This is a genomic window from Georgenia sp. Z1344, assembly GCF_057652375.1.
This window is the reverse complement of sequence record NZ_CM172728.1, coordinates 3106925-3132023: the sequence shown is the minus strand read 5'-3', so window position 1 is coordinate 3132023 and position 25099 is coordinate 3106925. Positions and strand designations below refer to the sequence as shown.

General features: G+C 73.8%; 21 protein-coding genes and 1 pseudogene. 14 read left to right on the top strand and 8 right to left on the bottom strand.

What is annotated here, in order from left to right; translation table 11 throughout:
- Window positions 1–114: 114 nt before the first annotated feature.
- The 3 genes and pseudogenes from lipB to AC24FB_RS14250 all read left to right on the top strand — a co-directional run.
- A pseudogene (lipB, locus tag AC24FB_RS14260) lies at window positions 115–687 on the top strand (lipoyl(octanoyl) transferase LipB); the annotation flags it as partial.
- Window positions 688–996: 309 nt separating this feature from the next.
- The gene (locus tag AC24FB_RS14255; RefSeq protein ID WP_425713493.1) at window positions 997–1977 is read left to right on the top strand and encodes a lipoyl synthase; all 981 of its coding nucleotides are present in this window, start codon (window positions 997–999) and stop codon (window positions 1975–1977) included.
- A gap of 1 nt (window position 1978) precedes the next feature.
- Window positions 1979–2929, top strand: a complete 951-nt coding sequence (locus AC24FB_RS14250) for a TIGR01777 family oxidoreductase (RefSeq protein WP_425713298.1) — start codon at window positions 1979–1981, stop codon at window positions 2927–2929.
- Window positions 2930–3052: 123 nt separating this feature from the next.
- Here the strand turns inward: AC24FB_RS14250 and AC24FB_RS14245 are convergent, their stop codons facing one another.
- The 3 genes from AC24FB_RS14245 to AC24FB_RS14235 form a co-directional block, all read right to left on the bottom strand.
- Window positions 3053–4429, bottom strand: coding sequence for an MFS transporter (locus tag AC24FB_RS14245; protein ID WP_425713492.1), 1377 nt, complete (start codon window positions 4427–4429; stop codon window positions 3053–3055).
- Between the two features lie 75 nt (window positions 4430–4504).
- A complete protein-coding gene (locus AC24FB_RS14240) occupies window positions 4505–6052 on the bottom strand; it encodes a protein kinase domain-containing protein (RefSeq protein WP_487560314.1) in 1548 nt (515 codons plus the stop codon).
- 140 nt (window positions 6053–6192) lie between these two features.
- Window positions 6193–8535, bottom strand: a complete 2343-nt coding sequence (locus tag AC24FB_RS14235) for an MMPL family transporter (RefSeq protein ID WP_425713296.1) — start codon at window positions 8533–8535, stop codon at window positions 6193–6195.
- Between the two features lie 118 nt (window positions 8536–8653).
- Here AC24FB_RS14235 and AC24FB_RS14230 point away from each other — a divergent pair, with 118 nt between their 5' ends.
- From AC24FB_RS14230 to AC24FB_RS14215, 4 genes are all read left to right on the top strand, one after another.
- On the top strand, window positions 8654–9148 hold the full coding sequence (locus tag AC24FB_RS14230) for a MarR family winged helix-turn-helix transcriptional regulator (protein ID WP_425713295.1): 495 nt from the start codon (window positions 8654–8656) through the stop codon (window positions 9146–9148).
- A 27-nt stretch (window positions 9149–9175) separates the two neighbouring features.
- Window positions 9176–9904, top strand: a complete 729-nt coding sequence (locus tag AC24FB_RS14225) for a DUF4191 domain-containing protein (RefSeq protein WP_425713294.1) — start codon at window positions 9176–9178, stop codon at window positions 9902–9904.
- Between the two features lie 244 nt (window positions 9905–10148).
- Window positions 10149–10685: an ArsR family transcriptional regulator gene (locus AC24FB_RS14220; RefSeq protein WP_425713293.1), complete on the top strand. Its 537-nt coding sequence runs from the start codon at window positions 10149–10151 to the stop codon at window positions 10683–10685.
- A complete protein-coding gene (locus tag AC24FB_RS14215; protein WP_425713292.1) occupies window positions 10682–11563 on the top strand; it encodes a M23 family metallopeptidase in 882 nt (293 codons plus the stop codon). The genes AC24FB_RS14220 and AC24FB_RS14215 overlap by 4 nt, the downstream gene beginning before the upstream one ends.
- 45 nt (window positions 11564–11608) lie before the next feature.
- Here the strand turns inward: AC24FB_RS14215 and AC24FB_RS14210 are convergent, their stop codons facing one another.
- Window positions 11609–12067 carry an RDD family protein gene (locus AC24FB_RS14210; protein ID WP_425713291.1) on the bottom strand — a complete coding sequence of 153 codons (459 nt, stop codon included), beginning with the start codon at window positions 12065–12067 and terminating at the stop codon, window positions 11609–11611.
- Between the two features lie 148 nt (window positions 12068–12215).
- On the opposite strand from AC24FB_RS14210, the gene glnA reads away from it, so the two are divergent.
- On the top strand, window positions 12216–13640 hold the full coding sequence (glnA, locus tag AC24FB_RS14205) for a type I glutamate--ammonia ligase (protein ID WP_425713290.1): 1425 nt from the start codon (window positions 12216–12218) through the stop codon (window positions 13638–13640).
- Between the two features lie 99 nt (window positions 13641–13739).
- Window positions 13740–14771, top strand: coding sequence for an NAD(P)-dependent alcohol dehydrogenase (locus AC24FB_RS14200; RefSeq protein WP_425713289.1), 1032 nt, complete (start codon window positions 13740–13742; stop codon window positions 14769–14771).
- A 127-nt stretch (window positions 14772–14898) separates the two neighbouring features.
- On the opposite strand, the gene AC24FB_RS14195 is transcribed toward AC24FB_RS14200, so the two are convergent.
- Window positions 14899–15594, bottom strand: a complete 696-nt coding sequence (locus tag AC24FB_RS14195; RefSeq protein ID WP_425713288.1) for a histidine phosphatase family protein — start codon at window positions 15592–15594, stop codon at window positions 14899–14901.
- A gap of 49 nt (window positions 15595–15643) precedes the next feature.
- On the opposite strand from AC24FB_RS14195, the gene AC24FB_RS14190 reads away from it, so the two are divergent.
- Entirely contained in the window at window positions 15644–15784 is a 141-nt protein-coding gene (locus tag AC24FB_RS14190) for a hypothetical protein (protein ID WP_425713287.1), read from the top strand.
- 14 nt (window positions 15785–15798) lie between these two features.
- On the opposite strand, the gene AC24FB_RS14185 is transcribed toward AC24FB_RS14190, so the two are convergent.
- Window positions 15799–18897, bottom strand: a complete 3099-nt coding sequence (locus AC24FB_RS14185) for a bifunctional [glutamine synthetase] adenylyltransferase/[glutamine synthetase]-adenylyl-L-tyrosine phosphorylase (protein WP_425713286.1) — start codon at window positions 18895–18897, stop codon at window positions 15799–15801.
- Window positions 18898–18899: 2 nt separating this feature from the next.
- Complete coding sequence (locus AC24FB_RS14180) at window positions 18900–20237, bottom strand: glutamine synthetase family protein (protein WP_425713285.1); 1338 nt, start codon at window positions 20235–20237, stop codon at window positions 18900–18902.
- Window positions 20238–20305: 68 nt separating this feature from the next.
- Between AC24FB_RS14180 and AC24FB_RS14175 the strand changes: the two genes are divergently transcribed.
- On the top strand, window positions 20306–22039 hold the full coding sequence (locus tag AC24FB_RS14175; protein ID WP_425713284.1) for an NAD+ synthase: 1734 nt from the start codon (window positions 20306–20308) through the stop codon (window positions 22037–22039).
- Window positions 22036–22857 carry a 3-methyl-2-oxobutanoate hydroxymethyltransferase gene (gene panB, locus AC24FB_RS14170; RefSeq protein WP_425713283.1) on the top strand — a complete coding sequence of 274 codons (822 nt, stop codon included), beginning with the start codon at window positions 22036–22038 and terminating at the stop codon, window positions 22855–22857. The genes AC24FB_RS14175 and panB overlap by 4 nt, the downstream gene beginning before the upstream one ends.
- Window positions 22858–22957: 100 nt before the next feature.
- Here the strand turns inward: panB and AC24FB_RS14165 are convergent, their stop codons facing one another.
- Window positions 22958–23596, bottom strand: coding sequence for a TetR/AcrR family transcriptional regulator C-terminal domain-containing protein (locus AC24FB_RS14165; RefSeq protein WP_425713282.1), 639 nt, complete (start codon window positions 23594–23596; stop codon window positions 22958–22960).
- Between the two features lie 113 nt (window positions 23597–23709).
- Here AC24FB_RS14165 and AC24FB_RS14160 point away from each other — a divergent pair, with 113 nt between their 5' ends.
- Together AC24FB_RS14160 and AC24FB_RS14155 are read left to right on the top strand one after the other, a co-directional pair.
- Window positions 23710–24690 carry an NAD(P)-dependent alcohol dehydrogenase gene (locus AC24FB_RS14160; RefSeq protein ID WP_425713281.1) on the top strand — a complete coding sequence of 327 codons (981 nt, stop codon included), beginning with the start codon at window positions 23710–23712 and terminating at the stop codon, window positions 24688–24690.
- Window positions 24687–25091: a hypothetical protein gene (locus AC24FB_RS14155; RefSeq protein ID WP_425713280.1), complete on the top strand. Its 405-nt coding sequence runs from the start codon at window positions 24687–24689 to the stop codon at window positions 25089–25091. The genes AC24FB_RS14160 and AC24FB_RS14155 overlap by 4 nt, the downstream gene beginning before the upstream one ends.
- Window positions 25092–25099: the final 8 nt, after the last annotated feature.

The following is a 25099-nucleotide window of genomic DNA, read 5'->3' as shown; positions in this document are numbered from 1 at the left end:
CGACAGCCCGTCGAGTCGTACCCCGACAGGGCCCGGCGCCCGCACGCGCACCCGGCGGGGCCACCTGTCGGCCCCGTGGCACCGACCGACCGCCGCGCGGTTAGAGTCGAGGGCATGGATCTGCGCAGGCTCGATCTCGGCACCGCCCGTACGGACTACCGGCAGGCCTGGGACCTGCAGCGGGAGGTCCACACGGAGGTCGCCGACGGCACGCGGAGCGACACGCTCCTCCTCCTCGAGCACGACCCCGTCTACACGGCCGGCCGGCGCACCGCGCGCTCCGACCGGCCGACGGACGGCACCCCGGTGGTCGACGTCGACCGCGGCGGGCGCATCACCTGGCACGGTCCGGGCCAGCTCGTCGTGTACCCGATCGTGCGGCTGGCCGAGCCGGTCGACGTCGTCGCCTACGTGCGTGCCCTCGAGGACGCGGTGATCGACGCGTGCTCCGAGCTCGGGCTGACGACCGTGCGGGTCCCCGGGCGCACCGGCGTCTGGGTCCCGGGTACCGGTGGGGCGCCCGACGCGAAGATCTGTGCGATCGGCGTCCGCGTCGCGCGCGCGACGACGATGCACGGCATCGCCCTCAACGTCTCCCCCGACCTCGGCGCGTACGACCGGATCGTTCCCTGCGGGATCCCCGACGCCGACGTCACCTCCCTCGAGCGGTCGCTCGGCCGCCCGTTCACCCTCGGCGAGGTCGCCGACGTGGTCGAGCGCGCCCTCGTGCGTCACCTGCTCCCGATGACGGCCGCCCACGCCCTGCCGGACGTCGCGGCCGACGCCGTCACGGCCGCGCCGGCGACAGGTCCCACGCGGTCGGCCGACCCGTACGTCTCGGTCGACCTCGGGCTCACCTCCCTCGGCGCCACCGGCGGCTCATGCGGGTGCGGGGGCGGCGGGTCGTGCGGCTGCGGCGGGCACGGCGACGCGAAGGTCGACGCAACGGAGTCGCAGCCGACCCCCGCGCGGCGGCCCGCGCCGGGCGAGCGCAAGATGCTGCGGGTCGAGAAGCGCAACGCCGAGACCCCGATCGGCCAGAAGCCGGAGTGGATCAAGACCCGCGCGACGATGGGCCCGGAGTACAACGAGCTCAAGGACCTCGTCCACGGCCAGGGCCTCAACACCGTGTGCGAGGAGGCCGGCTGCCCCAACATCTACGAGTGCTGGGAGGACCGCGAGGCCACGTTCCTCATCGGCGGGGCCCAGTGCACGCGGCGCTGCGACTTCTGTCAGATCGACACCGGAAAGCCCGCCCTGTTCGACCGTGCGGAGCCGCTCAAGGTGGCGAGCTCGGTGCGGCGCATGGGGCTGAAGTACTCGACGATCACCGGCGTGGCCCGGGACGACCTCGACGACGGCGGCGCCTGGCTCTACGCCGAGACCGTCCGGCAGATCCACCGGCTCAACCCGGGCACCGGCGTCGAGCTGCTCATCCCCGACTTCGACGCGGACCCGGACCAGCTCGCCGAGGTGTTCTCCTCGCGTCCCGAGGTGCTCGCGCACAACGTCGAGACCGTGCCCCGGATCTTCCGGCGCATCCGGCCCGGGTTCCGCTACGACCGTTCGCTCTCGGTCCTGCGCGCCGCCCGCGACGACGGCTTCGTCACGAAGTCGAACATCATGCTCGGCATGGGCGAGACGTTCGACGAGGTCGTCGAGGCCCTCGGCCTCATCCGCGAGGCCGGCACCGACCTCATCACGATCAACCAGTACATGCGGCCCTCGTTGCGCCACCACCCGGTCGACCGCTGGGTCAAGCCGCAGGAGTTCGTCGAGCTCTCCGACATCGCGACCGAGCTCGGCTACCTCGGCGTCATGGCCGGGCCGCTCGTCCGCTCGAGCTACCGCGCCGGGCGACTGTGGGCGCAGGCGATGACGAGCCGCGGCGAGGAGATCCCCGAGCAGCTCCGTCACCTCACCGAGGAGGGCAGCTCCCGCCAGGAGGCGTCCTCGCTGCTGGCCCGGTTGGGCTGAGATGACCACGCGGCCGACGGGCGAGTACGACGGCGACGGACGGCTCGCCGTCGTCGCGGGCTCTTCCGGGCTCATCGGGAGCGCCCTCGTCGAGGCGCTCCACGCCCGGAGGTGGCGGGTGCGCCGGCTGCTCCGCCACGGGTCCGGGGCGCCCGGCGCCGACGACGCCGTGTGGGACCCCTCGGGCGGCGTGCTCGATGCGTCCGCGCTCGACGGCGCGGACCTCGTGGTCAACCTCGCCGGTGCCGGGCTCGGCGACCGGCGCTGGACCGATGCGTACAAGGCCACGGTGCTGCTCTCGCGCACGTCCTCGACCGCGCTGCTGGCCACCGCGCTCGCCCGCGGCGTGCGCGAGGGCCGCGTCTCCCCCGGCGTCCGGTACCTCCAGGGCAGCGCCGTGGGCTACTACGGCGACCGCGGCGAGGAGGTCCTCACCGAGTCCTCCTCCCGCGGGGCCGGCTTCACGAGCGACCTGGCAGCCTCGTGGGAGGCCGCCACGCGTCCGGCGCTCGACGCCGGGATCTCGACCGTCTACCTGCGCACCGGGATCGTCCTCGCCACCGGCGGAGGGGCGCTCGGCCGGATGATGCCGCTCCTGCGCGCCGGTCTCGGCGGCCCCCTCGGCAGCGGACGCCAGTGGTGGTCCTGGATCACCGTGACCGACCACGTGGGCGCGCAGCTCCACCTCGCCGACTCCGACCTGACCGGCCCCGTCAACCTCGCCGCACCGGGCGAGGCGCGTCAGCGCGAGGTCGTCGCCGCCCTCGCGGGCGAGCTGCACCGACTGTCCGTCGTCCCGGCGCCGGGTCTCGCCCTGCGCGCGGTCCTCGGTGAGTTCGCCGGCGACGTCCTCGCCTCGCAGCGGATGCGTCCGGCCGCCCTGATCGGTGACGGGTTCGAGTTCGCGCACCCGGACGTGGCCTCGGCAGCGCGGGCGCTCGTGGGTCGCTGAGCCGGGCGCCGCTCCTGCTGTCCTTCACCACCTGGGTCCCCTCGGTCGCCGCCTGCCCGTGCACCGGTCGACGGCCACGCCGTCGCGAGACGACGCACCGACGACAGGTCACCGCCTCGGCGATCAGCGGTTGCCCGGCCGGTCGTCCGCCGGCAACGAGGTGTGCTCCCCCGGGTGCGCGCGAGCCGGCGGGATGAGCGACGCGAGGACGGCGGCGACGACCGCGGCCCCGAGCCCGAGCAGGAGCGCGGTGCGGAATCCGTCCGCGGTGGGGAGCTGGACGCCGCCGACGTCGACCGTGGACAGCGAGAGCACGGCCGCGACCGCCGCGGCCGCCGACGTGGTCCCGAGCCCCCGCATGAGGGTGTTGAAGCCGTTGGCGGCACCGGTCTCCGAGGCCGGGACGGCGCGCATGACGAGGGTGGGCATGGCGGCGAAGCCGAGCCCGATGCCGAGCCCCACGAGGATGTTGATGATGAGGACGACCCAGGCCTCGAGCGGCACGATCACCGCCACCGCGTAGCCCGCGGCGATGACGAGGGCGCCCGTGACGAGCAGGGGCTTCGGGCCCCACTGCCCGAGGAGGCGGCCCGCCACTGGGGACATGGCGAGCATCGCGAGGCCAGAGGGCATGACGACGAGGCTCGCGGGGACGAGGCCCATGCCGAGGCCGCCCGCCTCGGCCGGCAGCTCGAGCAGCTGCGGGAAGACGATGTTGGCGGCGAACAGGGCGAAGCCCATCGCCACCGACGCGAGGTTGGTCATGAGCACCGGGCCGCGGGCGGTCACGCGCAGGTCGACGAGCGGGTCGCGCACGCGCAGCTCGAACGCCCCCCACGCCAGCAGGACGACGACGCCGCCGAGCCCGAGCCCGAGGGTGCTCGACGAGGTCCAGCCCCAGTCGCCGCCGCGGGAGATCGCGAGGAGCACGCCGGTGAGGCCGGCGGCGAGCCCGATCACGCCGACGAGGTCGATCCGCCCACCGCTGCGCAGCGTGCTGGGCGGGACGTACCGGGCCATGAGGACGAGGACGACGAGCGCGAGCGCCGCCGCCACCCAGAACAGGACGTGCCAGTCGGCCCTCTCGGTGACGAAGGCGCTGACCGGCAGGCCGAGCGCACCGCCGACCCCCAGGGTGGCGCTGACCAGGGCGATGGCGCCGCCCATGCGGTCCGGGTGCATGACGTCGCGCAGGACGGAGATCCCGAGCGGGATGACGCCCATCCCGACGCCCTGCAGCCCGCGCCCGACGATGAGCGGGCCCGCCGCGGTCGAGATCGCGGCCACCACGGACCCGGCGGCGAGCACCCCCATGAGGACGAGGGCGACGCGGCGCTTGCCGTACATGTCGCCGAGACGCCCCGAGATCGGCGTGCAGACCGCGGAGACGAGCAGCGTGATCGTCACCGCCCACGCCGTCGTGTCCCGCGAGGCGTCAAGGAGCTCGGGCAGCTCGGACTGGATCGGGATGAGGAGGGTCTGCATGAACGAGGCCGTCATCCCGGCGAGCTCGAGGACGGCGACGACGCTGCCGGGCCTGGGTGGCGTCAGTCCTCGGCGGGTCACCCGTGCAGGCTATCCGCCCTGGTCGGCAGCACTCTCGCACGCTGCGGAGTCGGCGACGGCCCACCCGTCCCCGACCCGTTCGAGCTCGAGGACCCCGCACGCCTCGGTGGCGGGGTAGACGCTCTCCCCCGTGCCGTCCCGCGCCCGCCACTCCTCCTGGTGCAGGTTCACCCGGGCGACGAACCGCCCGTCGGCGACGGAGCCCTCGAGCACCTCGACCGAGGTCACGGACGTCGACAGGTCATCGATCGTCGTGGTCGCGAGGGCACCGGACAGGTCGGCGTCGGCCGCCCGGGCGGGCGACGCCTCCACGGTGGCACCGGCCAGCGCTGCGGGGTCGCCGGCGAGGAGCGCCGCCTCCCGGGTCTCGACGACGGCGGTCACGACGCCGGTGGCATCCGTGATCCCCTGGCTCGAGTCGTCGCTCTCGGCGGCGTCCGGGGCCGGCTCGGTGGGGCCGGCCCCTGCGAGCGGGGCCGCCGGCGCCACGTCCGCCCCCGCGACGGACTGCGACTCCCCAGACGCGTCCGACTCCCCCACCGCACTCGCCTCCGCGACGGCATCAGCCTCCACGACCGCGCCCCCGTTCCCGTCCGGAGCGAGGAGCGCCTCGGTCGTCACGTACCCGCCCACGGCGAGGACGACGGCCGCGGCGGCGAGCACACCGACGCGAGCGACGACCGATCGCACACCCCTCCGATCGACTCCTCCCGTGTCACCGCGCCGTCCGGCCACCGCGACGCGGTCGCGGGACGACCCGGCCGACCTCCCTGGGCCCCGCGCCGCACCCCGCCGCTCCCCCGCCGGTCCGTCAGGTCGCCGTGCGCGCCGGCCCCTGGCCCGCGTCCTGCCCGTCAGCGCGTGCGCCGTCGCCTCACGCAACGCGCCCTCCCGCAGCAGGGCGCCCGCGAGATCCGCTCCGGCAGGCAGCCGCACCCCGCTGCGGCCGCCGAGCTCGGCGGCCCGTGCCGCGAGCGCCCTGGCCGTGGGCCGACGGTCGGGGTCGTCGTCGCACGCCTGAGCAGTCAGTGCCTCGACCTCGGCGTCCCCCGGGGCGAGCCCGCGGACGAGCATGCCGAGCGCGTACACGTCCGCCGCCGTCGACGCCGGTCCCCCGGCCAGCCGCTCGGGCGCGACGTGCCCGGGCGTGCCCTCCTCGAGCCGCACGTCCCCCACGAGGTCGACGAGGACGACCGCGCCGGCCGTGTCGACGACGACGTTCGCCGGCGAGACGTCACCGTGCACGATCCCCTCGGCCGCGAGGTGGGCGAGGGCCGACCCGATGTCCGTCAGCACGCCCGCGACCTCGGGGACCGACAGCGACCCGCGCGCCACGCGCACGGACGCGAGCGACGCCCCGGGCACCACCTCTGTCACGAGCGCCGCGCGTCCCTCCGGCATGACGACGACGTCGACCACCCGCGGCAGGTGCGGGTGCGGCCGTGTCCGCAGACCCGTCAGACGCCGGCGCAGCGCGTCGCCGGCCCGCCCGTCGGGCAGGTCGACGACCGAGACGATGACGGGCGACCCGCGCTCGTCCGACGTCGCGCTGAACACCCGCCCAGACCCGCCCCCCCAGCGAACGGGAGATGCGGTACCCGGGCACCCGACCCACGTCTCCCGACAGCTCCCGCGCGGCCGTCCGTCGCCTCGCCTCACCCGGTCCCTGCCCCATGCACCGAGCGAACCAGGTGCGCTCACCCCGCCGTGGAGTTCTCCACAGGTGCGGCATCGAGGGCGGGCGGGGCCTCACCTCGGTCCTCGTCGTCGTGCGGGAAGCGCGCCTGCCGGGGCCACCAGACGCCCCGTCCGATGTCGTGCACGAGTGCCGGGACGAGCAGGGTGCGGACGACGAGCGTGTCGATGAGCACGCCGAGCGCCACGATGATCGCGAGCTGGAGGAGGAACAGCAGCGGGACCACCCCGAGCGCGGCGAACGTGGCGGCGAGGACGACGCCGGCGGAGGTGATGACGCCGCCCGTGACGGACAGGGCGCGGCGCACGCCCCGCCGGGTGCCCAGGTTCAGCGACTCCTCGCGGGCGCGCGTCATGAGGAAGATCGTGTAGTCGATCCCCAGCGCGACGAGGAAGACGAACCCGAACAGCGGCACGGTCGGGTCCGCCCCGGGCAGGTCGAGGACGTGGTTGAAGATCACCGCCACGATCCCCATCGCCGCCGCGAAGCTCAGCACGTTGGCGGCGAGCAGCAGGACCGGCGCGAGGACGGACCGCAGCAGCACGACCAGCGTGAGCAGGATGACGAGCAGCACCGCGGGGATGATCACCCGCAGGTCGCGCTCGGCCGTCGTCCGGGTGTCGAGGGTCCCGGCCGCGGCGCCCCCGACGAGGGCGTCCGGGTCGACGTCGTGGACGGCGGTGCGCAGCGCGCCGACGGTCGACACCGCCTCCTCGGAGTCGGCCGGCGCCTCGGTGGTGACCTGGACGTGCACGCGCCCGTCGACCTCGAGCGGCTCCCCGCCCTCGGCGGGCGCACCGCCGGGAGGCCCACCGCCGGCAGGTCCGCCTCCCTGGGCCGCGCCCTCCGTCACGACCGACGCGCTGGCGACCCCGTCCGTGCCCTCGGCGGCCGCGACGATCTCGTCGGCCACGTCGGCGTCGGCGACGACGTCGAGGGGCTGGACGGCGCCGGCCGGGAAGTGCTCGGCGAGCACCTCCTCGCCGTCGACGGCGTCGGACTGCGCGAGGAAGACCTCGGAGTCGCTCGTGCCGTCGGCGTCGAGGGTGACGACGAACGCGGCGGCCACCAGCAGCGCGAGGGACGTGACGATCCACGTGCGCCGGTCGCGCCGGCCGACGAGCCGGGCGATCCTGCCCCAGCCTCCACGGGAGTCCTCCGGGGCCGTCGAGGTGAGGGCGTGGGCCCCTCCCCCGGCGCGGTCTGCCCCGTCCGCGCGACCGTCCCCCGCGGTAGCGGCCCGCGGCATGCGCGGCCAGAACACGACACGGGAGCGCCGGCCGCCGACGAGGAGCAGGGTCGGGAGCAGGGTGAGCGCCGCGACGAAGGCGGCGGCGATGCCGACGGCGGCGACGGGACCGAGCGAGGCGTTCGACCCGAGGTCCGAGAGCAACAGGCACAGCAGCCCGAGCGCGACGGTGCCCGCCGATGCCGCGATCGGTGGCAGCGACGCCCGCCAGGCGACGCGCATCGCGGCGAACGGGTCCTCGTGCCGGACAAGCTCCTCGCGGTGCCGGGCGACGAGCAGGAGGCAGTAGTCGGTCGCCGCGCCGATGACGAGGATCGACATGATGCCCTGCGTCTGTCCGTTGAGCTGGACCACGCCCGCGTCCGCCAGGTGGTAGACGACCAGGCCGGCCAGCGCGAGGGCGAACACCGCCGTGAGCAGCACGGCGAACGGCAGGATCGGCGAGCGGTAGACGAGGAGGAGGATGACGAGCACGACGACGAGGGCGGTGAGCAGCAGGACGGCGTCGACGGACCCGAACGCCGAGGACAGGTCGGCGGCGAACCCGCCCGGGCCGGTCACCCAGCCCTCGAGCCCGGCGGTCTCGAGGCCGTCCGCGACGGCGCCGCGCACCTCGGTGACGACGGAGCCGACGAGGTTCTCGCCGTCGGGCAGGGGCTCGGCCGTGAGGGCCGTGTCGATGCCGAGGACCACCATGGCCGCCTCGCCGTCCTCGGACGGGACGACGACGGGCGGTGCCGTGAGGACCTCCTCGACGGCGCGGCCGTCGCTGAGGGTGGCGGCGCCGGCCGACGCGGCGAGCTCGTCGGCGGCGGCGAGGTCCTCCTCGTCCATCGGGCCGCCGTCCGCCGACCGGACGACGAGGAGCACCGGGAGGGTGGACGTGTCGGTGAAGTCCTCGACGGCCTCCGCCGCCCGCACGGACTCCGCCGAGGTCGGGAGGAACATCGCCGAGTCGTTCTCCTGGACCTCGCTGAGCCGCCCCATGTACTGGCCGCCGATCCCACCGATCGCCACCCACGCGACGACGAGGGCCAGGACGACGAGCCCCCGCCACGGACCCGTGCGTGCGCGGGTGCTGCCGCGGCCTGCCATGTCGTCTCCCGTCCGCCGGACCACCGGCACATACTTCGTATGCTGAGCAATGCCGCAAGCATGCACCCGGACGGGCCGCCGCGCAATCCGGACCGGCAGGTTCTGGCACCATCGAGCGGTGCACATCGACGACGATCCGGGCGACCTGCTGGGGAGCAGCGGCCAGGGACCCGGGGTGGGCGAGGACCCGAGCCGCTGGCCGACAGGCCGCCTCGTGTCCGCCGTCGCCCGGCGCGCCGAGCGCGAGCTCGATGCGCGTCTCGTCGGCCACGGTCTCTCGCACGCGACGATGCCGATCCTCGCGACACTCCTGCCGTGGCCGCGCAGCCAGCGGCAGATCGCGGCCCTCATCGGCATCACCGAGCAGACGCTCTCGCGGCACATCGTCGCGCTCGAGAGACAGGGGCACGTCCGACGCAGCACGGACGCCACGGACGGGCGGCGCCGACTGGTCGAGCTGACGGAGCACGGCCGCGCGACCATGACCGACGTCGTGCCCCGGTTGCGCGAGGCGACCGCCGGGGAGCGGGCGCTCGACGCCGGCGAGACCGCGGCGCTGCGCACGCTCCTGCTCAAGATGGTCTCCGCCACGGAACGGGACGATCAGGACTGACGCCGGGCCCGGTACCCTGGCCGCATCATGGCCCGCACCCCGAAGACCGCCGACGACGGCGCAGAGAAGACCCCGAAGCCCAAGAAGAAGCGGTGGTACCACAGCTTCGCCGAGGCCTACAAGATCACCGCCGAGCACCGCCCGGCGACCCCGCTGATCCTGGCCGGCGTGTTCGTCGCCGTGCTCGGCATCGCGATCGGCATCGGGTTCGCGATCAACCACCCCGTCTACCTCGGGATCATCGGCGTCCTGCTCGGGATCATCGCCGTCCTCATCGTGCTCGGCCGCCTCACCCGTGTCGCCGCCTACGCGCGCGTCGAGGGACAGCTGGGCGCCGCCTCCGCGGCGCTCGGGCAGCTCGGACGCGGCTGGTACGTCGAGGACGAGCCGGTGGCGTTCAACCCCAAGCACCAGGACCTCGTGTTCCGCGCGATCGGGAAGTCGGGCATCGTGCTCGTCTCCGAGGGGCCGGCCCACCGCGTGACGCGCATGCTCGAGGACGAGCGCAAGAAGGTCGCCCGGGTCGCCCCCGGCGCCCAGGTCCACCTCGTCCAGGCCGGTCGCGACGAGGGGCAGGTCCCGCTGCCGAACCTGGTCCCGACGATCAAGAAGCTGGGGGGCGCGAAGCTGACCTCGGCCGAGATCGCCGCGGTGACCAAGCGGCTCAAGGCGCTCGGCGGCATCCGCCAGTCCGTGCCCAAGGGCATCGACCCGAACAAGGCGCGCCCCGACCGCAAGGGGATGCGCGGCCGCTGAGCCCCGACCACCCACGAACGCACGACCGATGGCCCCGTCGACACGACGGGGCCATCGCCATGTTGGGACCCTGTCCCGCACCCGGAGGACCGTCACGCACGCAGAGGCCCGTCTCGCACGCGAGGGCTCCCTCGCCCACGACCGCTTCTCATCCGGCACCCCTCCCGCACCCGCGCGCACGCACCCCCGGCGGCGCTACGAGATCAGGTTGTACGTTTCTACGTTTGTCCGTACTCTCGTCGGCATGACCGACACCGACGACCTGCGCGCCGCCGTCTCCGCACTCGAGGATCGCGTCGCCGCGCTCGAGGAGGCCGGGCCGCCACCCGACCGCCGGGGCACCGGCGGGAGCGGGGCCGATGGCGATGCGTTCTGGGCCCTGACTGGACTGCGCGACCGGCTCGACGACGATCCGACCACCGCCGACGGCGCCGTCATGCTCGTCGGTTCCCTCACGCTCCCCGGCGACCGGCCGGTGGAGTGGCAGCAGGCCGGCGCGACCGCCGGGATCCTCGAGTCCGACTGGTCGGACCGCGCCGCCACGCTCGGCGCGCTCGGGCACCCGGTGCGCCTCGAGCTGCTCCGTCTCGTGCTCGGCGGCACCGGTTCCACGGCCGAGCTCGCCGAGGCCGACGGCCTGGGCACGACCGGCCAGCTCCACCACCACCTGCGCCAGCTCCTCGCCGCCGGCTGGTTGCGGCAGTCCGGCCGCGGGCGCTACGAGGTCCCGGCCGCCCGGGTCGTCCCGCTGCTCGCCGTTCTCCTGGGGGCCGAGCGATGAGCGCGCTCCGCGAGACCGTGTACCGGCTCCGACTCCCACTCTTCCTCGGCGGTGCCCTCCTGGCCGGCGGGGCCACCCTCCTGCGCCGGATCCTTCCCGACGGCCCGCAGGACGTGCCTCTCCTGTGGCTCGCACGCGCGGGGCTCGTCGCGATCGCGTTGTGGCTCGTCGTCGTCCTGGCGACCAGGGGACGGCATCCGCAGCACGAGGAAAGGACCGTCCGCTCCCCCGTCGTCGGGCGTTGGCTGGCGCTCAACAGCCCGGCGTCGACGGTGCCGAGCCACGGGACGCGCGCGTATGGCCAGAGCCACGCGATCGACCTCGTGGCGGAGCCCGACGACGCCGAGCGTCCGGCGTTCGGCACCGCCGGGGCGTTCCGCCGGAACGAGGACTATCCCGCGTTCGGCGAACCGGTGCACGCGATGGTGAGCGGCGTCGTCGTCGACTCATCCAGCTGGCGCCGGGACCATCGGGCGCGCTCGAACGGGTGGGGGCTCGCCTACCTGACGATCGAGGGGATGGTGCGCGAGCTCGGCGGGCCGGGCTGGATCGTCGGGAACCACGTGACGATCCGGACCGCCGACGGGACCTTCGCCCTCGTCGCCCACCTGCAGCGCGGGTCGGCCACCGTCCGGCGAGGGGACGTCGTGTCCGCGGGCGACGTCATCGGCCGGTGCGGCAACTCCGGGAACAGCTCCGAGCCCCACGTCCACGCGCAGCTGATGGACCGGCGCTCCCTGTGGACCGCGGCCGGCGTCCCCATGGCGTTCGCCGGGATCTCGCTCGGGGACGCAGCGGAGCCTGTCGACGGCCTGCCGGCGAACGGCGAGCACCTGATGGCGGCACGGACGCTCAGCCCGGACGGCGACCGCACCTGACCTCGAGGGCAGTCGGCTCCGTCCGGGCCCGACCTCGACGAGGCCCTACCCCCGCACGAGCCGGCTGCGCGCCAGGTCGTCGTGCAGCGGCACGCCCTCGACGGTCCGCCACAGCGGCGGCAGCACGAGGCACAGCAGCACGGTGCGCACGAGGACGGAGAGGAACGGCACGCGGCCCCGGGTCGCGTGGACGATCCGCAGGCCGAGCAGCCGGTGACCGATGGAGGATCCCGTCAGACCACCGACCAGCACCCGCTGCGCGGCGAAGATGCCGAGGATCGCCATCGCGTCGCCGCCGGCGAACCCGTAGGCGATCGCCATGGCGATCGCCCAGTCGATGACCAGCGCGGCGACGCGCCGGCCGAACGGAGCGAGCTCCTCGGGCCGGACCGGGCCCGAGCCGGCGGGCGCGGCGGCCGCCGCGCCCTCGCGCGCCGCGCCGCCTCTCGCGGTGACCCCGCGCGCGGGCGAGGCATTCGCGGAGGAGGGATCGGCGTCGGGCACCGGTCCAGTCTAGGCGGGGCGGGCGAGGACGGGCCGGTGGGCCCCGTAACATGGCCGACACGCTCGGGAGACGGCTGGGAAACGACCCGGGTCTAGCGTCGAACCCGTCCAGCCGGCACAGCCGGTGCACGCGAACGAGGAGCCACGGATGTTCTCAACCCCCGAAGAGGCGATCGCCTACACGCGCAACGAGGACGTGAAGTTCGTCGACGTCCGGTTCTGCGACCTGCCAGGGGTGATGCAGCACTTCAACATCCCCGTCGAGACGTTCGACGAGGACGCCTTCACGGACGGCCTCATGTTCGACGGTTCCTCGATCCGTGGCTTCACCGCGATCCACGAGTCCGACATGAAGCTGGTCCCGGACGTCGGGTCCGCGTACATCGACCCGTTCCGCGCGCAGAAGACGCTCGTCGTCAACTTCTCGATCGTCGACCCGTTCACCTCGCAGGCCTACGACCGCGACCCGCGCACCGTCGCCTCCAAGGCGGAGGCCTACCTGCGCTCGACCGGTATCGCCGACACGGTCTTCTTCGGTGCCGAGGCCGAGTTCTACCTGTTCGACGACGTCCGGTTCGGGACGTCGGCGCAGTCGAGCTTCTACCACATCGACTCCGAGGAGGCCGCCTGGAACACCGGGCGCGTGGAGGAGGGCGGCAACCTCGGCTACAAGACCCGCTTCAAGGGCGGCTACTTCCCGGTCTCCCCCAACGACCACTTCGCCGACCTGCGCGACGAGATGGTGCGCGTGATGGCCGAGGTGGGCCTCAAGGTCGAGCGCTCCCACCACGAGGTCGGCACCGCCGGCCAGCAGGAGATCAACTACCGGTTCGACTCGCTGCGCGCCGCCGCCGACGACGTCATGAAGTTCAAGTACATCGTCAAGAACGTGGCCTGGGAGCACGGACGCTCGGCCACGTTCATGCCGAAGCCGCTGTTCGGCGACAACGGCTCGGGCATGCACTGCCACCAGTCCCTGTGGAAGGACGGCGAGCCGCTGTTCTACGACGAGCAGGGCTACGGCGGCCTCTCCGACATGGCCCGCTGGTACATCGGCGGCCTGCTCCACCACGCGCCGTCGCTGCTCGCGTTCACGAACCCGACGCTCAACTCCTACCACCGGCTCGTCCCCGGCTACGAGGCGCCCGTCAACCTCGTCTACTCGGCCCGCAACCGGTCGGCGTGCATCCGCATCCCGGTCACCGGGTCGTCCGCCAAGGCCAAGCGCGTCGAGTTCCGCGTCCCGGACCCCAGCTCGAACCCCTACCTCGCGTTCTCGGCCATGCTCATGGCCGGCATCGACGGCGTGAAGAACCGGATCGAACCGCCCGAGCCGATCGACAAGGACCTCTACGAGCTCCCGCCCGAGGAGCACGAGCAGATCGAGCAGGTCCCGGAGTCGCTGTCCGAGGCCCTGCGCGCGCTGGAGGCCGACAACGACTACCTCACCGAGGGCGACGTCTTCACGCCCGGCCTCATCGAGACGTGGATCGACTACAAGCGCACCCACGAGATCGACCCGATCCGCCTGCGCCCGCACCCCCACGAGTTCGAGATGTACTACGACCTGTAGGCCGCTCGGGCGGCGCCGGCCTGCTTGTGCACCTCGTCACGTCGGCCTACGGTGAGCGGACCCGCTTCCCCGTCACCGTCGACGAAAGGTGCGCGACCCATGAAGGCCGTCCGGATCCACGCCTACAACCAGATGCCTACGCTCGACGACGTCCCGGAGCCCGAGATCACCGGGCCCTGGGACGTCGTCGTCAAGGTGGGGGCCGCCGGCCTCTGCCGTACCGACCTGCACATCATCGAGGGCCAGTGGGACCCGATCCAGAACCCCACGCTGCCCTACATCCTCGGCCACGAGAACTCGGGCTGGGTCCACGCCGTCGGCTCGGCGGTCACCAACGTCGCCGTCGGTGACACCGTCATCATGCACCCCCTCGTCACCTGCGGGCTGTGCCCCGAGTGCCGCATCGGCAACGACAGCCACTGCCAGAACGCCTCCTTCCCCGGCCTCAACGCCGAGGGCGGCATGGCCGAGTACATGCTGACCAACGCCCGGGCGGTCGTGAAGCTCGACCCCTCGCTCCAGCCGAGGGACATCGCGGCGCTGGCGGACGCCGGCCTCACCGCCTACCACGCCGCGCGGAAGGCGGCGCCGCGCCTGCACCCCGGGACGCACGTCGTCGTCGTGGGCTCGGGCGGGCTCGGCCACATCGGCATCCAGTCCCTCCTCGCGCTCACGCCGGCCGAGATCACGGTCGTCGACCGCTCCGAGCAGGCGCTCGAGCTCGCGAAGGGCCTCGGGGCCCACCACACCGTGGTCTCCACCGGCGACACGGACGCCGTGGTCCGCCAGGTCCACGACATCACCGGGGGCGGCGCGCACGTCGTCCTCGACTTCGTCGCGGAGCAGGGGATGGAGCTGCTCGGCCCGAACCTCATCCGCAACCAGGGCGACTACTACGTCATCGGCTACGGCGGCACCGTCCAGCTCGACACGATCAGCATCATCTCCCGCGAGATCAACATCATCGGCAACCTCGTCGGCACCTACGAGGACCTCGACCAGCTGATGGTGCTCACGGCGCAGGGCAGGATCTCGCTGCACACCTCGGTCTACGACCTCGCCGACTTCGCCACGGCGATCGACGACCTCGACGGCGGCCGGCTGGTCGGGCGGGGCATCCTCGTCCCGTAGGCCGTCCCCGCGCACCATGCCCGACGACGGCGGGGCCCATCCGGGTCCCGCCGTCGTCGCGCTGCCCGGAGCAGGGAGTCGGACTGCCCCGGTCCGAGCGGCACGAGCGACCGCTGGTAGGTCCCGCTCAGTCCTCGGCCGCCCGGCCGGCCACCCCGAGCGAGTCGGGGTGGCGCTCGTCCGGGTAGCCGGCGGGGCCGTCGTGCTCGACGTCGGAGACTGATGGCCCGCCCAGGGCGCGGGACTCCCACCGCACGAGCTGCCACCCGTCCGTGGGGTCGCCCTCGATGATGACGACGCCGGTGTTCGAGATCGAGCGCCCGAGGAACTCGCGCGGGACCTCGACCGTGCTCGCCGCCCAGGAGACGATGACCGCCCCGTGGGAGACGATCATCGCCGTCTCCTGCCCGGTCGCGACGATCTCCGCGACGACGGCGTCGTAGCGCTCCTTGACCTCGCGCCCGGTCTCGGCGCCGGGCATCCGGGAGTCGGGGTCGACGGTCCAGGCCATGATCCCCTCGAGGTAGGTGCGCACCTCGGCGTCGCCGTTGGCCATCTCGAGGTCGCCGGCCCGGATCTCCCGCAGCCCCTCGCGCTCGATCGGCGTGAGCCCGAGCGCACCGGCGAGCGGCGCCGCCGTCTGGTGCGTGCGCACGAGGTTCGAGACCCACATCGACTCGATGTCCTCCTCGCCGAGCTCCGCGACGAGCGCCTCGGCCTGCCGGCGCCCGAGCTCGGTGAGGTCCGCACCCGGAGCCTCCGTGTCGAGGGCGTGGATGACGTTGGAATCGGTCTGGCCGTGCCGGACGAGAATGAGCCGCATGCCGTCCATTGTCCCAGTCACCCGGCGGGCGCGCTGCTAGCGTCACGCCATGACCGACCACGACACCCCGCAGGGCCGACGGACGGGCGACCGGCCGCCGAGCCGCTGGCGGTTCGTCGCCACGCTCGTCCTCGCCGCGATCGCCGTCGCGGTCGTCGTGTGGCTCGTCGACCTGGCGTTCGACTCCTGATCAGCGACTCCTGATCAGCGGCCCCGGCGCCGGTCCTCCTCCCAGAAGAGCCGCTCGACGACGGCGCGCGAGCGGCGCGCGGCACGCAGGTAGTCCTCCTCGAGGTCCTGGCGGTGCCCGGCGGCGTACCCCAGCATGCGGGCCACCGTCTCGAGTCGCTCCACCCCGTGCGGGAGGACGTCGATCTTCGGCCCGCTCGTCCGCCCCCCGACCTGGACGACGGCGTCCCGGATCTGCCCCGACAGCGTCCAGGCGTGCAGGAGCGTGCTCGCGTCGGCCGCGTCGATCAGCCCCTCGTCCTCCAGCGCGGCGAGCGCCTCCTCGGTGGAGGTCACCCGCAGCGAGGGGACGTCCCCGGCGTGCCGGAGCTGCCACAGCTGGACGGTCCACTCGACGTCCGCGAGCGCGCCCGGCCCCAGCTTGAGATGACGGTTGGGCGGGACCCCGCGCGGCATCCGCTCCTGCTCGACCCGACCCTTGACCCGGCGGATCTCCCGCTCTGCGGCGGCGCCGATGCCGCCGGGCACGTAGCGCACCGGGTCGACGAGGGCCGTGAACCGCTCACCCAGCTCCCGTGAGCCGGCGGCCGGGCGTGCCCGCAGGAGCGCCTGCCGTTCCCAGACGTCGATCCACCGCTCGTAGTACTCCGCGTAGGAGGCGAGGGTGCGGACGAGCGGGCCGGAACGACCCTCGGGGCGCAGGTCGGCGTCGACCGGCAGCGCCGGCTCGTCGCTCGTGGCGCCGAGCATCTCCTGGACCGAGGTCGCGACGTCGAGCGCCCAGTCGGCGGCGATCTTCTCGGCAGCGCCGTCCGCCGGTTCGTGGACGAACAGGACGTCGGCGTCCGAGGAGTAGCCGACCTCGCGTCCGCCGAGCCGGCCCATGGCGACGACGAGCATCTCGCCGGGCGGTTCGGCGAGCCCCGCCCGCTCGGTCGCCGCCCGGGAGGCGACGCGCACCGCCGCCTCGAGCGCGAGGTCCGCGACGTCGGCGAGCTCCTTGCGACGGGAGCGGGGCGCCCGCTCGAGGACGTGGGCCATCGCCGCGCGGGTGGTCTCGCGGCGGCGCAGGTAGCGGGCCTGCCCGACGGCGTCGGCCGGGTCGTCGCGGCGGCTGAGCATCGCGTCGACCTCCCGCTCGAGGTCCTCGCGCCGGCGCGGCGCCAGGCCCCCGTCGCCGTCCAGCCACTTGACCGCCTCGGGCAGCTGGAGGAGGAGGTCGCCGACGTAGCGGGACGTGGCGAGCACCGTCGCCAGCGCCTCCGCCGCCGCGGAGGAGTCGCGCAGGAGCGCGAGGTACCAGTGGGTCGTGCCGATCTCCTCCGAGAGCCGGCGGAAGGCGAGCAGCCCGACGTCCGGCATGGGCGCGTGGGCGAACCACCCGATCATCACCGGCAGCAGCTGGCGCTGGATCGTCGCACGGCGCGAGACGCCCTCCGTCAGCGCGGCGATGTGCCGGAGCGACCCCTTGGGGTCGGCGAACCCGATGATCTCCATCCGTGCCTCGGCGGCCTCGGGCGCGAGGGAGGCCTCGGCGGGCGAGAGCCGCGCGGTCGCGGGGAGCAGGGGGCGGTAGTAGATCTCCTCGTGCAGCCGGCGCACGTCGCGCCGGACCGTGCGCCAGGCCTTCTCCAGGGCACCGCCGCTCGTGATCTCCTCGGCGCCGAACGCGCGGCCGAGGATCTCGAGGTCGCCGTCCGAGCTCGGCACCACCTGGATGCGGTGGAGGCGCCACAGCTGCATCCGGTGCTCGAGCACGCGGAGGAACCGGTAGTGGTGGTCGAGCGCGGCGGCGTCGGTCCGCGCGACGTACCCGCCCTCGGCGAGGGCGGCGAGTGCCTCGAGGGTGGTGCGCGAACGCAGCGTCTCGTCGGTCCGACCGTGCACGAGCTGGAGGAGCTGGACGGTGAACTCGACGTCGCGCAGCCCGCCCTTGCCGAGCTTGAGCTGCCGGTCGGCGTGCTTCGCGGGGACGTGCGCCTCGACCCGGCGGCGCATCTTCTGGGTCTCCTCGACGAAGTTCTCGCGCGAGGCGGCGCTCCAGACGAAGGGGGCGAGGGCCGTGCAGTACTCCTCGCCGAGCGCGAGGTCCCCGGCGACGGGGCGGGCCTTGAGCAGGGCCTGGAACTCCCAGCCCTTGGCCCAGCTCTCGTAGTAGCTGACGTGGCTCGCGAGCGTGCGCACGAGCGGGCCGTCCTGGCCCTCGGGCCGCAGGTTGGCGTCGAGCGGCCAGAGGGCGGGTTCGGGCCCGACGCCGCCGACCGCGTCCGCGAGGGTTCCCGCGAGGCGGGTCGCCACCGCGATCGTGTCGTCCTCGTCGCGCACCGGCGCACCGTCGGCGTCGACCTCCGGCTCGGCCACGTAGACCACGTCGACGTCGGAGATGTAGTTGATCTCCCGGCCGCCCGTCTTGCCCATGCCGAGGACCGCGATGCGCACGCCGGCGCCGTGGTCGGGCAGGTCCGCGCGGGCCACGGCGAGGGCCGCATCGAGCGCGCCGGCGACGATGTCGGCGATCGAGGCGGCGACCAGCGGGAAAACCTCGAGGGAGTCCATGCCGTCCCGGTCGCACGTGAGGTCGGCGGCGACGATCTCGAGCAGGCGGCGGCGGTAGGTCCGGCGCAGCGCGGCGACGCCGTCCTCACCGGTCACCGTGGCCACGGGGTTCGCGTCGGCGGGGTCGGCGCCGACCGCCTCGAGGGCCTTCGCGCGCTCGTCGGCCGGCGCGAGGTGGAGCACCGGGACCTCGCCGTGGCGGTCGAGGAGGTGGGCGACGTCGCCGGGGCGGGCGACGAGGGAGTCGCCGAGGGGACGGGAGGCCCCGACGACGGCGACCAAGCGCCGCAGCGCCACGTCATCGCGCTCGAACGCGGTGCGCAGGGCGTCGTCGTCCCCGCCCTCTCGCGCGCTCTCGGCGAGGCGGACGAGGGTGAGCAGGGCGTGGTCGGGATTCCCGGCGCGCGCGAGGTGGCCGAGCAGCCGGTCCATCACCTCGTCGGAGACCAGGTACGGGGCGAGCGCCGGGTCGTCGAGGAACTGCTCGGCGCGCCTGGGCTCGTGGACCCCGGCGCGCCGGAGCCGGCTGGTCCGGGAGACGACCCGCCCGCGGGACATCGTCAGTGCGAGGGGATGAACTGGGCGAGCTCGAAGTCGGTGACCTGGTCGCGGTAGGCCTCCCACTCCTCGTGCTTGTTGCGCACGACGAAGTCGAAGGTCTCCTCGCCCAGGGTCTCCGCCACCAGCTCGGAGCTCTCCATGGCGTCGATCGCGTCGGCCAGCGAGGCCGGGAGCGAGACGATGCCGAGGGCGCGCCGCTCGCCGCGGGTGAGCGTCGAGACGTCGGTGTCCGCGGGGTCGGGCAGGTCGTAGCCCTCCTCGATGCCCTTGAGGCCGGCGCGCAGGATGATCGCGAAGGCCAGGTAGGGGTTGGCCGCGGCGTCGAGCGCCCGGAATTCCACCCGGCTCGACTGCGACTTGCCCGGCTTGTAGCCCGGGATGCGCACGAGCGCGGAGCGGTTGTTGTGACCCCAGCTGACGTAGCTCGGGGCCTCGCCGCCGCCCCACAGGCGCTTGTAGGAGTTGACGTACTGGTTGGTGATCGCCGCGAACTCCCGGGCGTGCGTGAGGACCCCGGCGATGAAGCGCCGGCCCGTCGTGGAGAGCTGGTACTCGCCGGACGGGTCGTGGAACGCGTTGGAGTCGCCCTCGAACAGGGAGAAGTGGGTGTGCATCCCGGACCCGGGGTGCCCGGGCATCGGCTTGGGCATGAAGGTCGCGGTCAGGCCCTGCCGCATGGCGACCTCCTTGACGACGGTCCGGAAGGTCATGACGTTGTCGGCCATCGACAGGGCGTCCGCGAACCGGAGGTCGATCTCGTTCTGGCCGGGTCCGCCCTCGTGGTGGGAGAACTCGACCGGGATGCCCATCTCCTCGAGCGTGGTGATGGCCTCGCGCCGGAAGTCGTGGCTCGAGCCGCGGGCCACGTGGTCGAAGTAGCCGGCGCGGTCCGCCGGGACGAGCGGCTGCCTCGGGTCGCTGATCTCGTGGAAGAGGTAGAACTCGATCTCGGGGTGCACGTACGGCGTGAAGCCGGCCTGCGCGGCGTGCTCGACGGCACGGGCCAGGACGTTGCGCGGGTCTGAGCGGGCGGGCTCGCCGCCCGGGGTCAGCACGTCGCAGAACATCCGCGCCACGCCGTGGTGCTCGCTGCGCCACGGCAGGACCTGGAAGGTCGTGGGGTCGGGGCGCACGAGCATGTCCGACTCGAACACGCGGGTCAGCCCCTCGATCGCGGAGCCGTCGAACCCGATGCCTTCCTCGAAGGCGCTCTCGAGCTCGGCGGGGGCGATGGCGACGGACTTCAGCGTCCCGAGGACGTCGGTGAACCACAGCCGGATGAACCGGATGTCGCGTTCCTCGACCGTGCGCAGCACGAACTCCTGCTGGCGGTCCATCCCGCCTCCTCCCGCTCGGATCAGTGCCCCCACATTGTCACCTACGGAGCGCGACTACCCTGACAGGTATGCCGCTGTCGATCGCGATCGCCCAGGTGAATCCCTGCGCCGGAGACCTGCTCGAGAACTCGACGATGATCCGCGACGCGGTGGCGGAGGCCGCACGCGGGGGCGCCCGGGTCGTGCTGCTGCCCGAGATGGTGCTGCCCGGCTACCCGGTCGAGGACCTCGCGCTGCGGTCCTCGTTCCGGGCCGCGACCGCGGAGACGCTCGAGACGCTCGCGGCCGATCTCGCGTCCGACGGGCTCGGCGACGTCGTCGTCGTGCTCGGGACCCTCGGCACGTCCGCGCACGGCCGGCCGACCAACTGCGCGGCGGTCGTCACCGGGGGCGCAGTCACGGACACTTACGTCAAGCGGCATCTGCCGACCTACGGCGTGTTCGACGAGATCCGCATCTTCGAGCCCGGCGCCGAGGCGCTGACGATCGAGGTCGACGGGCGCCGGCTGGGGATCGCGATCTGCGAGGACATCTGGGTCGAGGGCGGAGCGTCGGCCGCGTACGCCGGGGCCGGCCTCGATGCCCTCCTCGTGCTCAACGGGTCGCCGTACGAGTTCGGCAAGGGCGCGGTCCGGGAACGGCTCGCGGGAGACGTGGCCGGCCGGCTCGGTTGCCCGCTCGTGTACGCCAACCTCGCCGGCGCGCAGGACGACCTCGTCTTCGACGGGCAGTCGTTCGTCGTCGACTCCGCGGGATCGGTCGTCGCGCGCGCCGGGGCGTTCGGTCGTGCGGTGCTCCCGCTCGTCCTCGCCGACCCGGTCGACCCGGCCGGGGACGCGGCAGCGGCGACGGGCACGGACGCACCTGGCGACGCGGCGAGGCACGCGCCCGGCGTCGTCGTCCCCGAGCAGGACGCTGTCCCGGACGCGCCTTCCGACGTCGAGCAGATGTACACCGCCTGCGTCGTCGGCCTGCGTGACTACGCCCGGAAGAACCGGTTCGGCTCCGTGGTGCTCGGCCTGTCGGGCGGGATCGACTCCGCGCTCGTGGCAGCGATGGCGGCGGACGCGCTCGGCGGCGGCAACGTCGTCGGCGTCTCGATGCCGTCGAGCTATTCCTCGGCGCACTCGAAGGACGACGCCGCCGCCTCGGCCGAGGCGATCGGCCTCGACTACCGGGTCCGGCCGATCGCGCCGATGGTCGAGGCGTTCCTCGCGAACGTCGAGCTGACCGGGGTCGCCGAGGAGAACCTCCAGGCGCGCGTGCGCGGGGTCATCCTCATGGGGCTGTCCAACATGGAGGGCCACCTCGTGCTCGCCACCGGGAACAAGTCCGAGCTGGCGGTGGGCTACTCGACGATCTACGGCGACGCCGTCGGCGGCTTCGCCCCGATCAAGGACGTACCCAAGACGAAGGTCTGGGAGCTCGCGCGGTGGCGGAACGAGCTGGCGACCGCCCGGGGCGAGTCCGTGCCGATCCCCTGGAGCTCGATCGAGAAGCCGCCCTCGGCGGAGCTGCGGCCGGGCCAGCAGGACTCGGACTCGCTGCCGCCCTACGACCAGCTCGACCCCGTCATCGAGGACTACGTCGAGCGCAACCTCGGCCGGGCCGACCTCCTGGCCGCCGGCCACGCGCCCGAGGTCGTCGACCGGGTCCTCGGGCTCGTCGACCGGGCCGAGTGGAAGCGGCGGCAGTACCCGCTGGGGCCGAAGGTGACGGCGCTGGCGTTCGGCCGCGACCGGCGCCTCCCCGTGACCTCCCGGTGGCACGAGCAGGACGAGCGACAAGGAGACGAGCGATGACCGACACCCCGAGCCGCCCCAAGCGGGTCCGCGTCCACCACCTCGCCCAGATGAAGGAGCGCGGCGAGCCGATCACGATGCTCACCGCCTACGACGCGATGACCGCTCGCGTCCTCGACGCCGCCGGGGTCGACCTGCTGCTGGTGGGCGACTCGATCGGCGACAACATGCTCGGGCACCCGACCACGCTGCCCGTGACGGTCGACGAGATGATCGTCGCGACGCGCGCCGTCGCGCGGTCGGTCAGCCGGGTGCTCGTCGTGGCCGACATGCCGTTCGGCAGCTACGAGGCCAACCCCGAGCAGGCGCTCGCCACCGGCGTCCGGCTGATGAAGGAGGGCGAGGCGCACGCGGTCAAGCTCGAGGGCGGCGCGCACCGGGCGGGGCACGTGCGGCTGCTCACCGAGGCGGGGATCCCCGTGGTGGGACACGTCGGCTTCACGCCCCAGTCCGAGCACCTGCTCGGCGGCAAGCGGATCCAGGGCCGCGGCGAGGGCGCGGCCGAGCGCCTCGTGGCGGACGTCCGCGCGCTCGAGGAGGCCGGCGCCGTCGCCGTCGTGCTCGAGATGGTGCCCGGCCCGGTGGCGGAGCAGGTGACGCAGGCGGTCGGCGTGCCGACGATCGGCATCGGCGCAGGTGCCGGGACGGACGGGCAGGTCCTCGTGTGGATCGACATGGCCGGCATGTCCGACTGGTCGCCGAGCTTCGCCCGCCGCTTCGCCGAGCTCGGCGAGGCCCTCGGCCGCGCCACCGGCGAGTACGTCGCCGCCGTCAAGGACCGCAGCTTCCCCGGGCCGGAGCACACGTTCGACTCGTGACCGGGTGCGCGTGCCGTCCCCGGCCGACGTCGCCCGGACGGGAGCCGCGTCGTGCCGGCCGGCCACGCGCCGGGGGCCGGCGTGCGCCCCACCGCGCGCCCTACTCCCCCGCCGCCACCCGGGCGGCCACCGAGTCGAGCACGAGCGCGAGGCCGTGCTCGAACTCGTCCGAGAACTGGTACCCACCGGCGATGAGGTCTCGCACGAGAGCGCCGAGGTGCGGGTACTCGGCCAGTGCCGGCTCCATCCCGACGGCGAACTCCCCCGCGCCCGAGGCCGCGTCGAACGGCAGGTTCTGCTCGGTGAGCACGAACCCGAACACGTAGGAGTCGACCGCCGAGAAGGCACGGCTCGCGAGGACGGCGGACAGGCCGGCACCCCGCAGGTGCCCGACGGTCGCGTCGTAGTAGCGCAGCACCGCCGGCCCGGGGGTCGTGCGCGTGTCGACCATGCCGAGCGCCCACGGATGCGCTGCGAGGACGGAGCGCAGCGAGTGCGCCCGCGCCTCCGTCCCCTCGCGCCAGCCGGATGCCGCCTCAGGCAGCTCGACCTGCTCGTACACGCGGTCGGCGAGGGCGTCGAGCAGCGAGTCCTTGCCCGCGACGTGGTGGTAGAGCGACATCGCCTCCACCCCCAGCTCGCGCGCGACGCTGCGCATGCTCACCGCCGCGAGCCCGTCGCGATCGGCCACCTCGACGGCCGCCCCGACGATCCGGGCCACGCTCAACGGCTCCCGCATCGGTGGTCCTCCCCCTCCCGGCCCCGCGTCGAAGTCTCCACGCGGCACCTCTTGTCCACTTACACCCGTAAGGCTACTCTTCCACCACAGGCTTACACACGTAAGGGGTTCCCATGAGAGCCGTCGTCGTCGACAGGTACGGACCACCCACGCACGCCGTCGTCACCCGGCGCCCGTTCCCCGAGCCGCGCGCGGACGAGATCCTCGTGCGCGTCGAGGCCGCTGCGGTCACCGCCGGGGACGCCCGCCTCCGCTCGGGCACGTTCCCACCCGGCTTCACCGTGCCGGCACGGCTGGCGATGGGGATCCGCGGCCCCCGCATCCAGGTGCTCGGCAACTCGTTCGCCGGCGTCGTCGAGAAGACCGGGGCCGACGTCGACGGGTTCTCGCCCGGCGACCGGGTCGCCGGGATGTCCGGCTTCCGCATGGGCACCCACGCCGAGCACGTTCGGGTACGCACAAAGGCCGTCGCCCACGTGCCCGAGGGCGTCAGCGACGTCGACGCCGCGGCGGTCCTCTTCGGCGGCACGACCGCCCTGCACTTCCTGCGCGACCTCGGCCAGGTTCAGGCCGGCGAGAGCGTCCTCGTCAACGGGGCCTCGGGCGCGGTCGGCACGAGCGCCGTCCAGGTCGCCCGCCACCTGGGCGCCCGCGTCACGGCCGTCACCAGCGCCGGCAACGCCGACCTCGTGCGACGTCTCGGGGCGGCGGCGGTCGTCGACTACCGGACCACGCCGGTCACCGAGCTGACGGAGCGGTTCGACGTCGTCCTCGACGCCGTCGGCAACCTCTCCCGCAGCGCGGGACGGCGGCTGCTCACCGGCGACGGGCGCCTGCTCGTCGTCGTCGGGAGCCTGGCCGCCCTCCTGCCCGCCAAGCAGGTCCACGGCGGCACGACGCCGGAGAACGCCCGGATCGTCACCGACACCCTCGACCTCCTCGCGCGCGGCGAGCTCGACCCGGTCGTCGAGGTCATGGGCGGGCTCGAGGCGGTCGTCGAGGCGTACCGGCGGATCGACTCCGGCCACAAGGTCGGCAACCTCGTCGTCACGCCGCACGGCCCTGCGGCGACCGAGGACGGGGCCGCATCGTGATCGTCGAGGGCGAGCGGGTCGTCCTCGCCGCCGCGTGGGTCTGCCTCATGCTCGTCTACCTGCTCGGCGACGTCCTGCGGATCTTCGCCGGGGACGCCGAGCCCGGGCAGATGGGCGGCCAGACCGTGAGCGGCGGTGCGTGGGTGGGCGCGGCGCTCATCATGCTCGTGCCGATCGTCATGGTCATGGTCTCGCTGCTCGTCCCGGCCGGGCCGCTGAGGTGGGTGACGGTCGTCGTCGCCGTGGGTCTCGCGCTGTTCAACGTGCTGGGCCTGCCCTACCCCGGGGCGTACGACAACCTGCTCATCGTCGTCGGCATCGCCTGGGTGCTCGTCATCGGGTGGCTGGCGTGGCGGTGGCTCCCGGTCGCGACGACGACGCCGGTCGGCGCCGCCGTCTGACCCGGAGC

Excerpts from the sequence above, each read along its gene's own strand:
- AC24FB_RS14235 (WP_425713296.1), bottom strand. The coding sequence starts at position 8,535 with ATGGCAGGCCGCGGCAGCACCCGCGCACGCACGGGTCCGTGGCGGGGG.
- AC24FB_RS14225 (WP_425713294.1), top strand. The coding sequence starts at position 9,176 with ATGGCCCGCACCCCGAAGACCGCCGACGACGGCGCAGAGAAGACCCCG.
- AC24FB_RS14185 (WP_425713286.1), bottom strand. The coding sequence starts at position 18,897 with ATGTCCCGCGGGCGGGTCGTCTCCCGGACCAGCCGGCTCCGGCGCGCC.
- AC24FB_RS14200 (WP_425713289.1), top strand. The coding sequence starts at position 13,740 with ATGAAGGCCGTCCGGATCCACGCCTACAACCAGATGCCTACGCTCGAC.
- AC24FB_RS14215 (WP_425713292.1), top strand. The coding sequence starts at position 10,682 with ATGAGCGCGCTCCGCGAGACCGTGTACCGGCTCCGACTCCCACTCTTC.
- AC24FB_RS14165 (WP_425713282.1), bottom strand. The coding sequence starts at position 23,596 with ATGCGGGAGCCGTTGAGCGTGGCCCGGATCGTCGGGGCGGCCGTCGAG.
- AC24FB_RS14250 (WP_425713298.1), top strand. The coding sequence starts at position 1,979 with ATGACCACGCGGCCGACGGGCGAGTACGACGGCGACGGACGGCTCGCC.
- AC24FB_RS14255 (WP_425713493.1), top strand. The coding sequence starts at position 997 with ATGCTGCGGGTCGAGAAGCGCAACGCCGAGACCCCGATCGGCCAGAAG.
- AC24FB_RS14180 (WP_425713285.1), bottom strand. The coding sequence starts at position 20,237 with ATGGACCGCCAGCAGGAGTTCGTGCTGCGCACGGTCGAGGAACGCGAC.
- AC24FB_RS14175 (WP_425713284.1), top strand. The coding sequence starts at position 20,306 with ATGCCGCTGTCGATCGCGATCGCCCAGGTGAATCCCTGCGCCGGAGAC.
- AC24FB_RS14160 (WP_425713281.1), top strand. The coding sequence starts at position 23,710 with ATGAGAGCCGTCGTCGTCGACAGGTACGGACCACCCACGCACGCCGTC.
- AC24FB_RS14245 (WP_425713492.1), bottom strand. The coding sequence starts at position 4,429 with ATGACGGCCTCGTTCATGCAGACCCTCCTCATCCCGATCCAGTCCGAG.
- panB (WP_425713283.1), top strand. The coding sequence starts at position 22,036 with ATGACCGACACCCCGAGCCGCCCCAAGCGGGTCCGCGTCCACCACCTC.
- AC24FB_RS14220 (WP_425713293.1), top strand. The coding sequence starts at position 10,149 with ATGACCGACACCGACGACCTGCGCGCCGCCGTCTCCGCACTCGAGGAT.
- AC24FB_RS14195 (WP_425713288.1), bottom strand. The coding sequence starts at position 15,594 with ATGCGGCTCATTCTCGTCCGGCACGGCCAGACCGATTCCAACGTCATC.
- AC24FB_RS14190 (WP_425713287.1), top strand. The coding sequence starts at position 15,644 with ATGACCGACCACGACACCCCGCAGGGCCGACGGACGGGCGACCGGCCG.
- glnA (WP_425713290.1), top strand. The coding sequence starts at position 12,216 with ATGTTCTCAACCCCCGAAGAGGCGATCGCCTACACGCGCAACGAGGAC.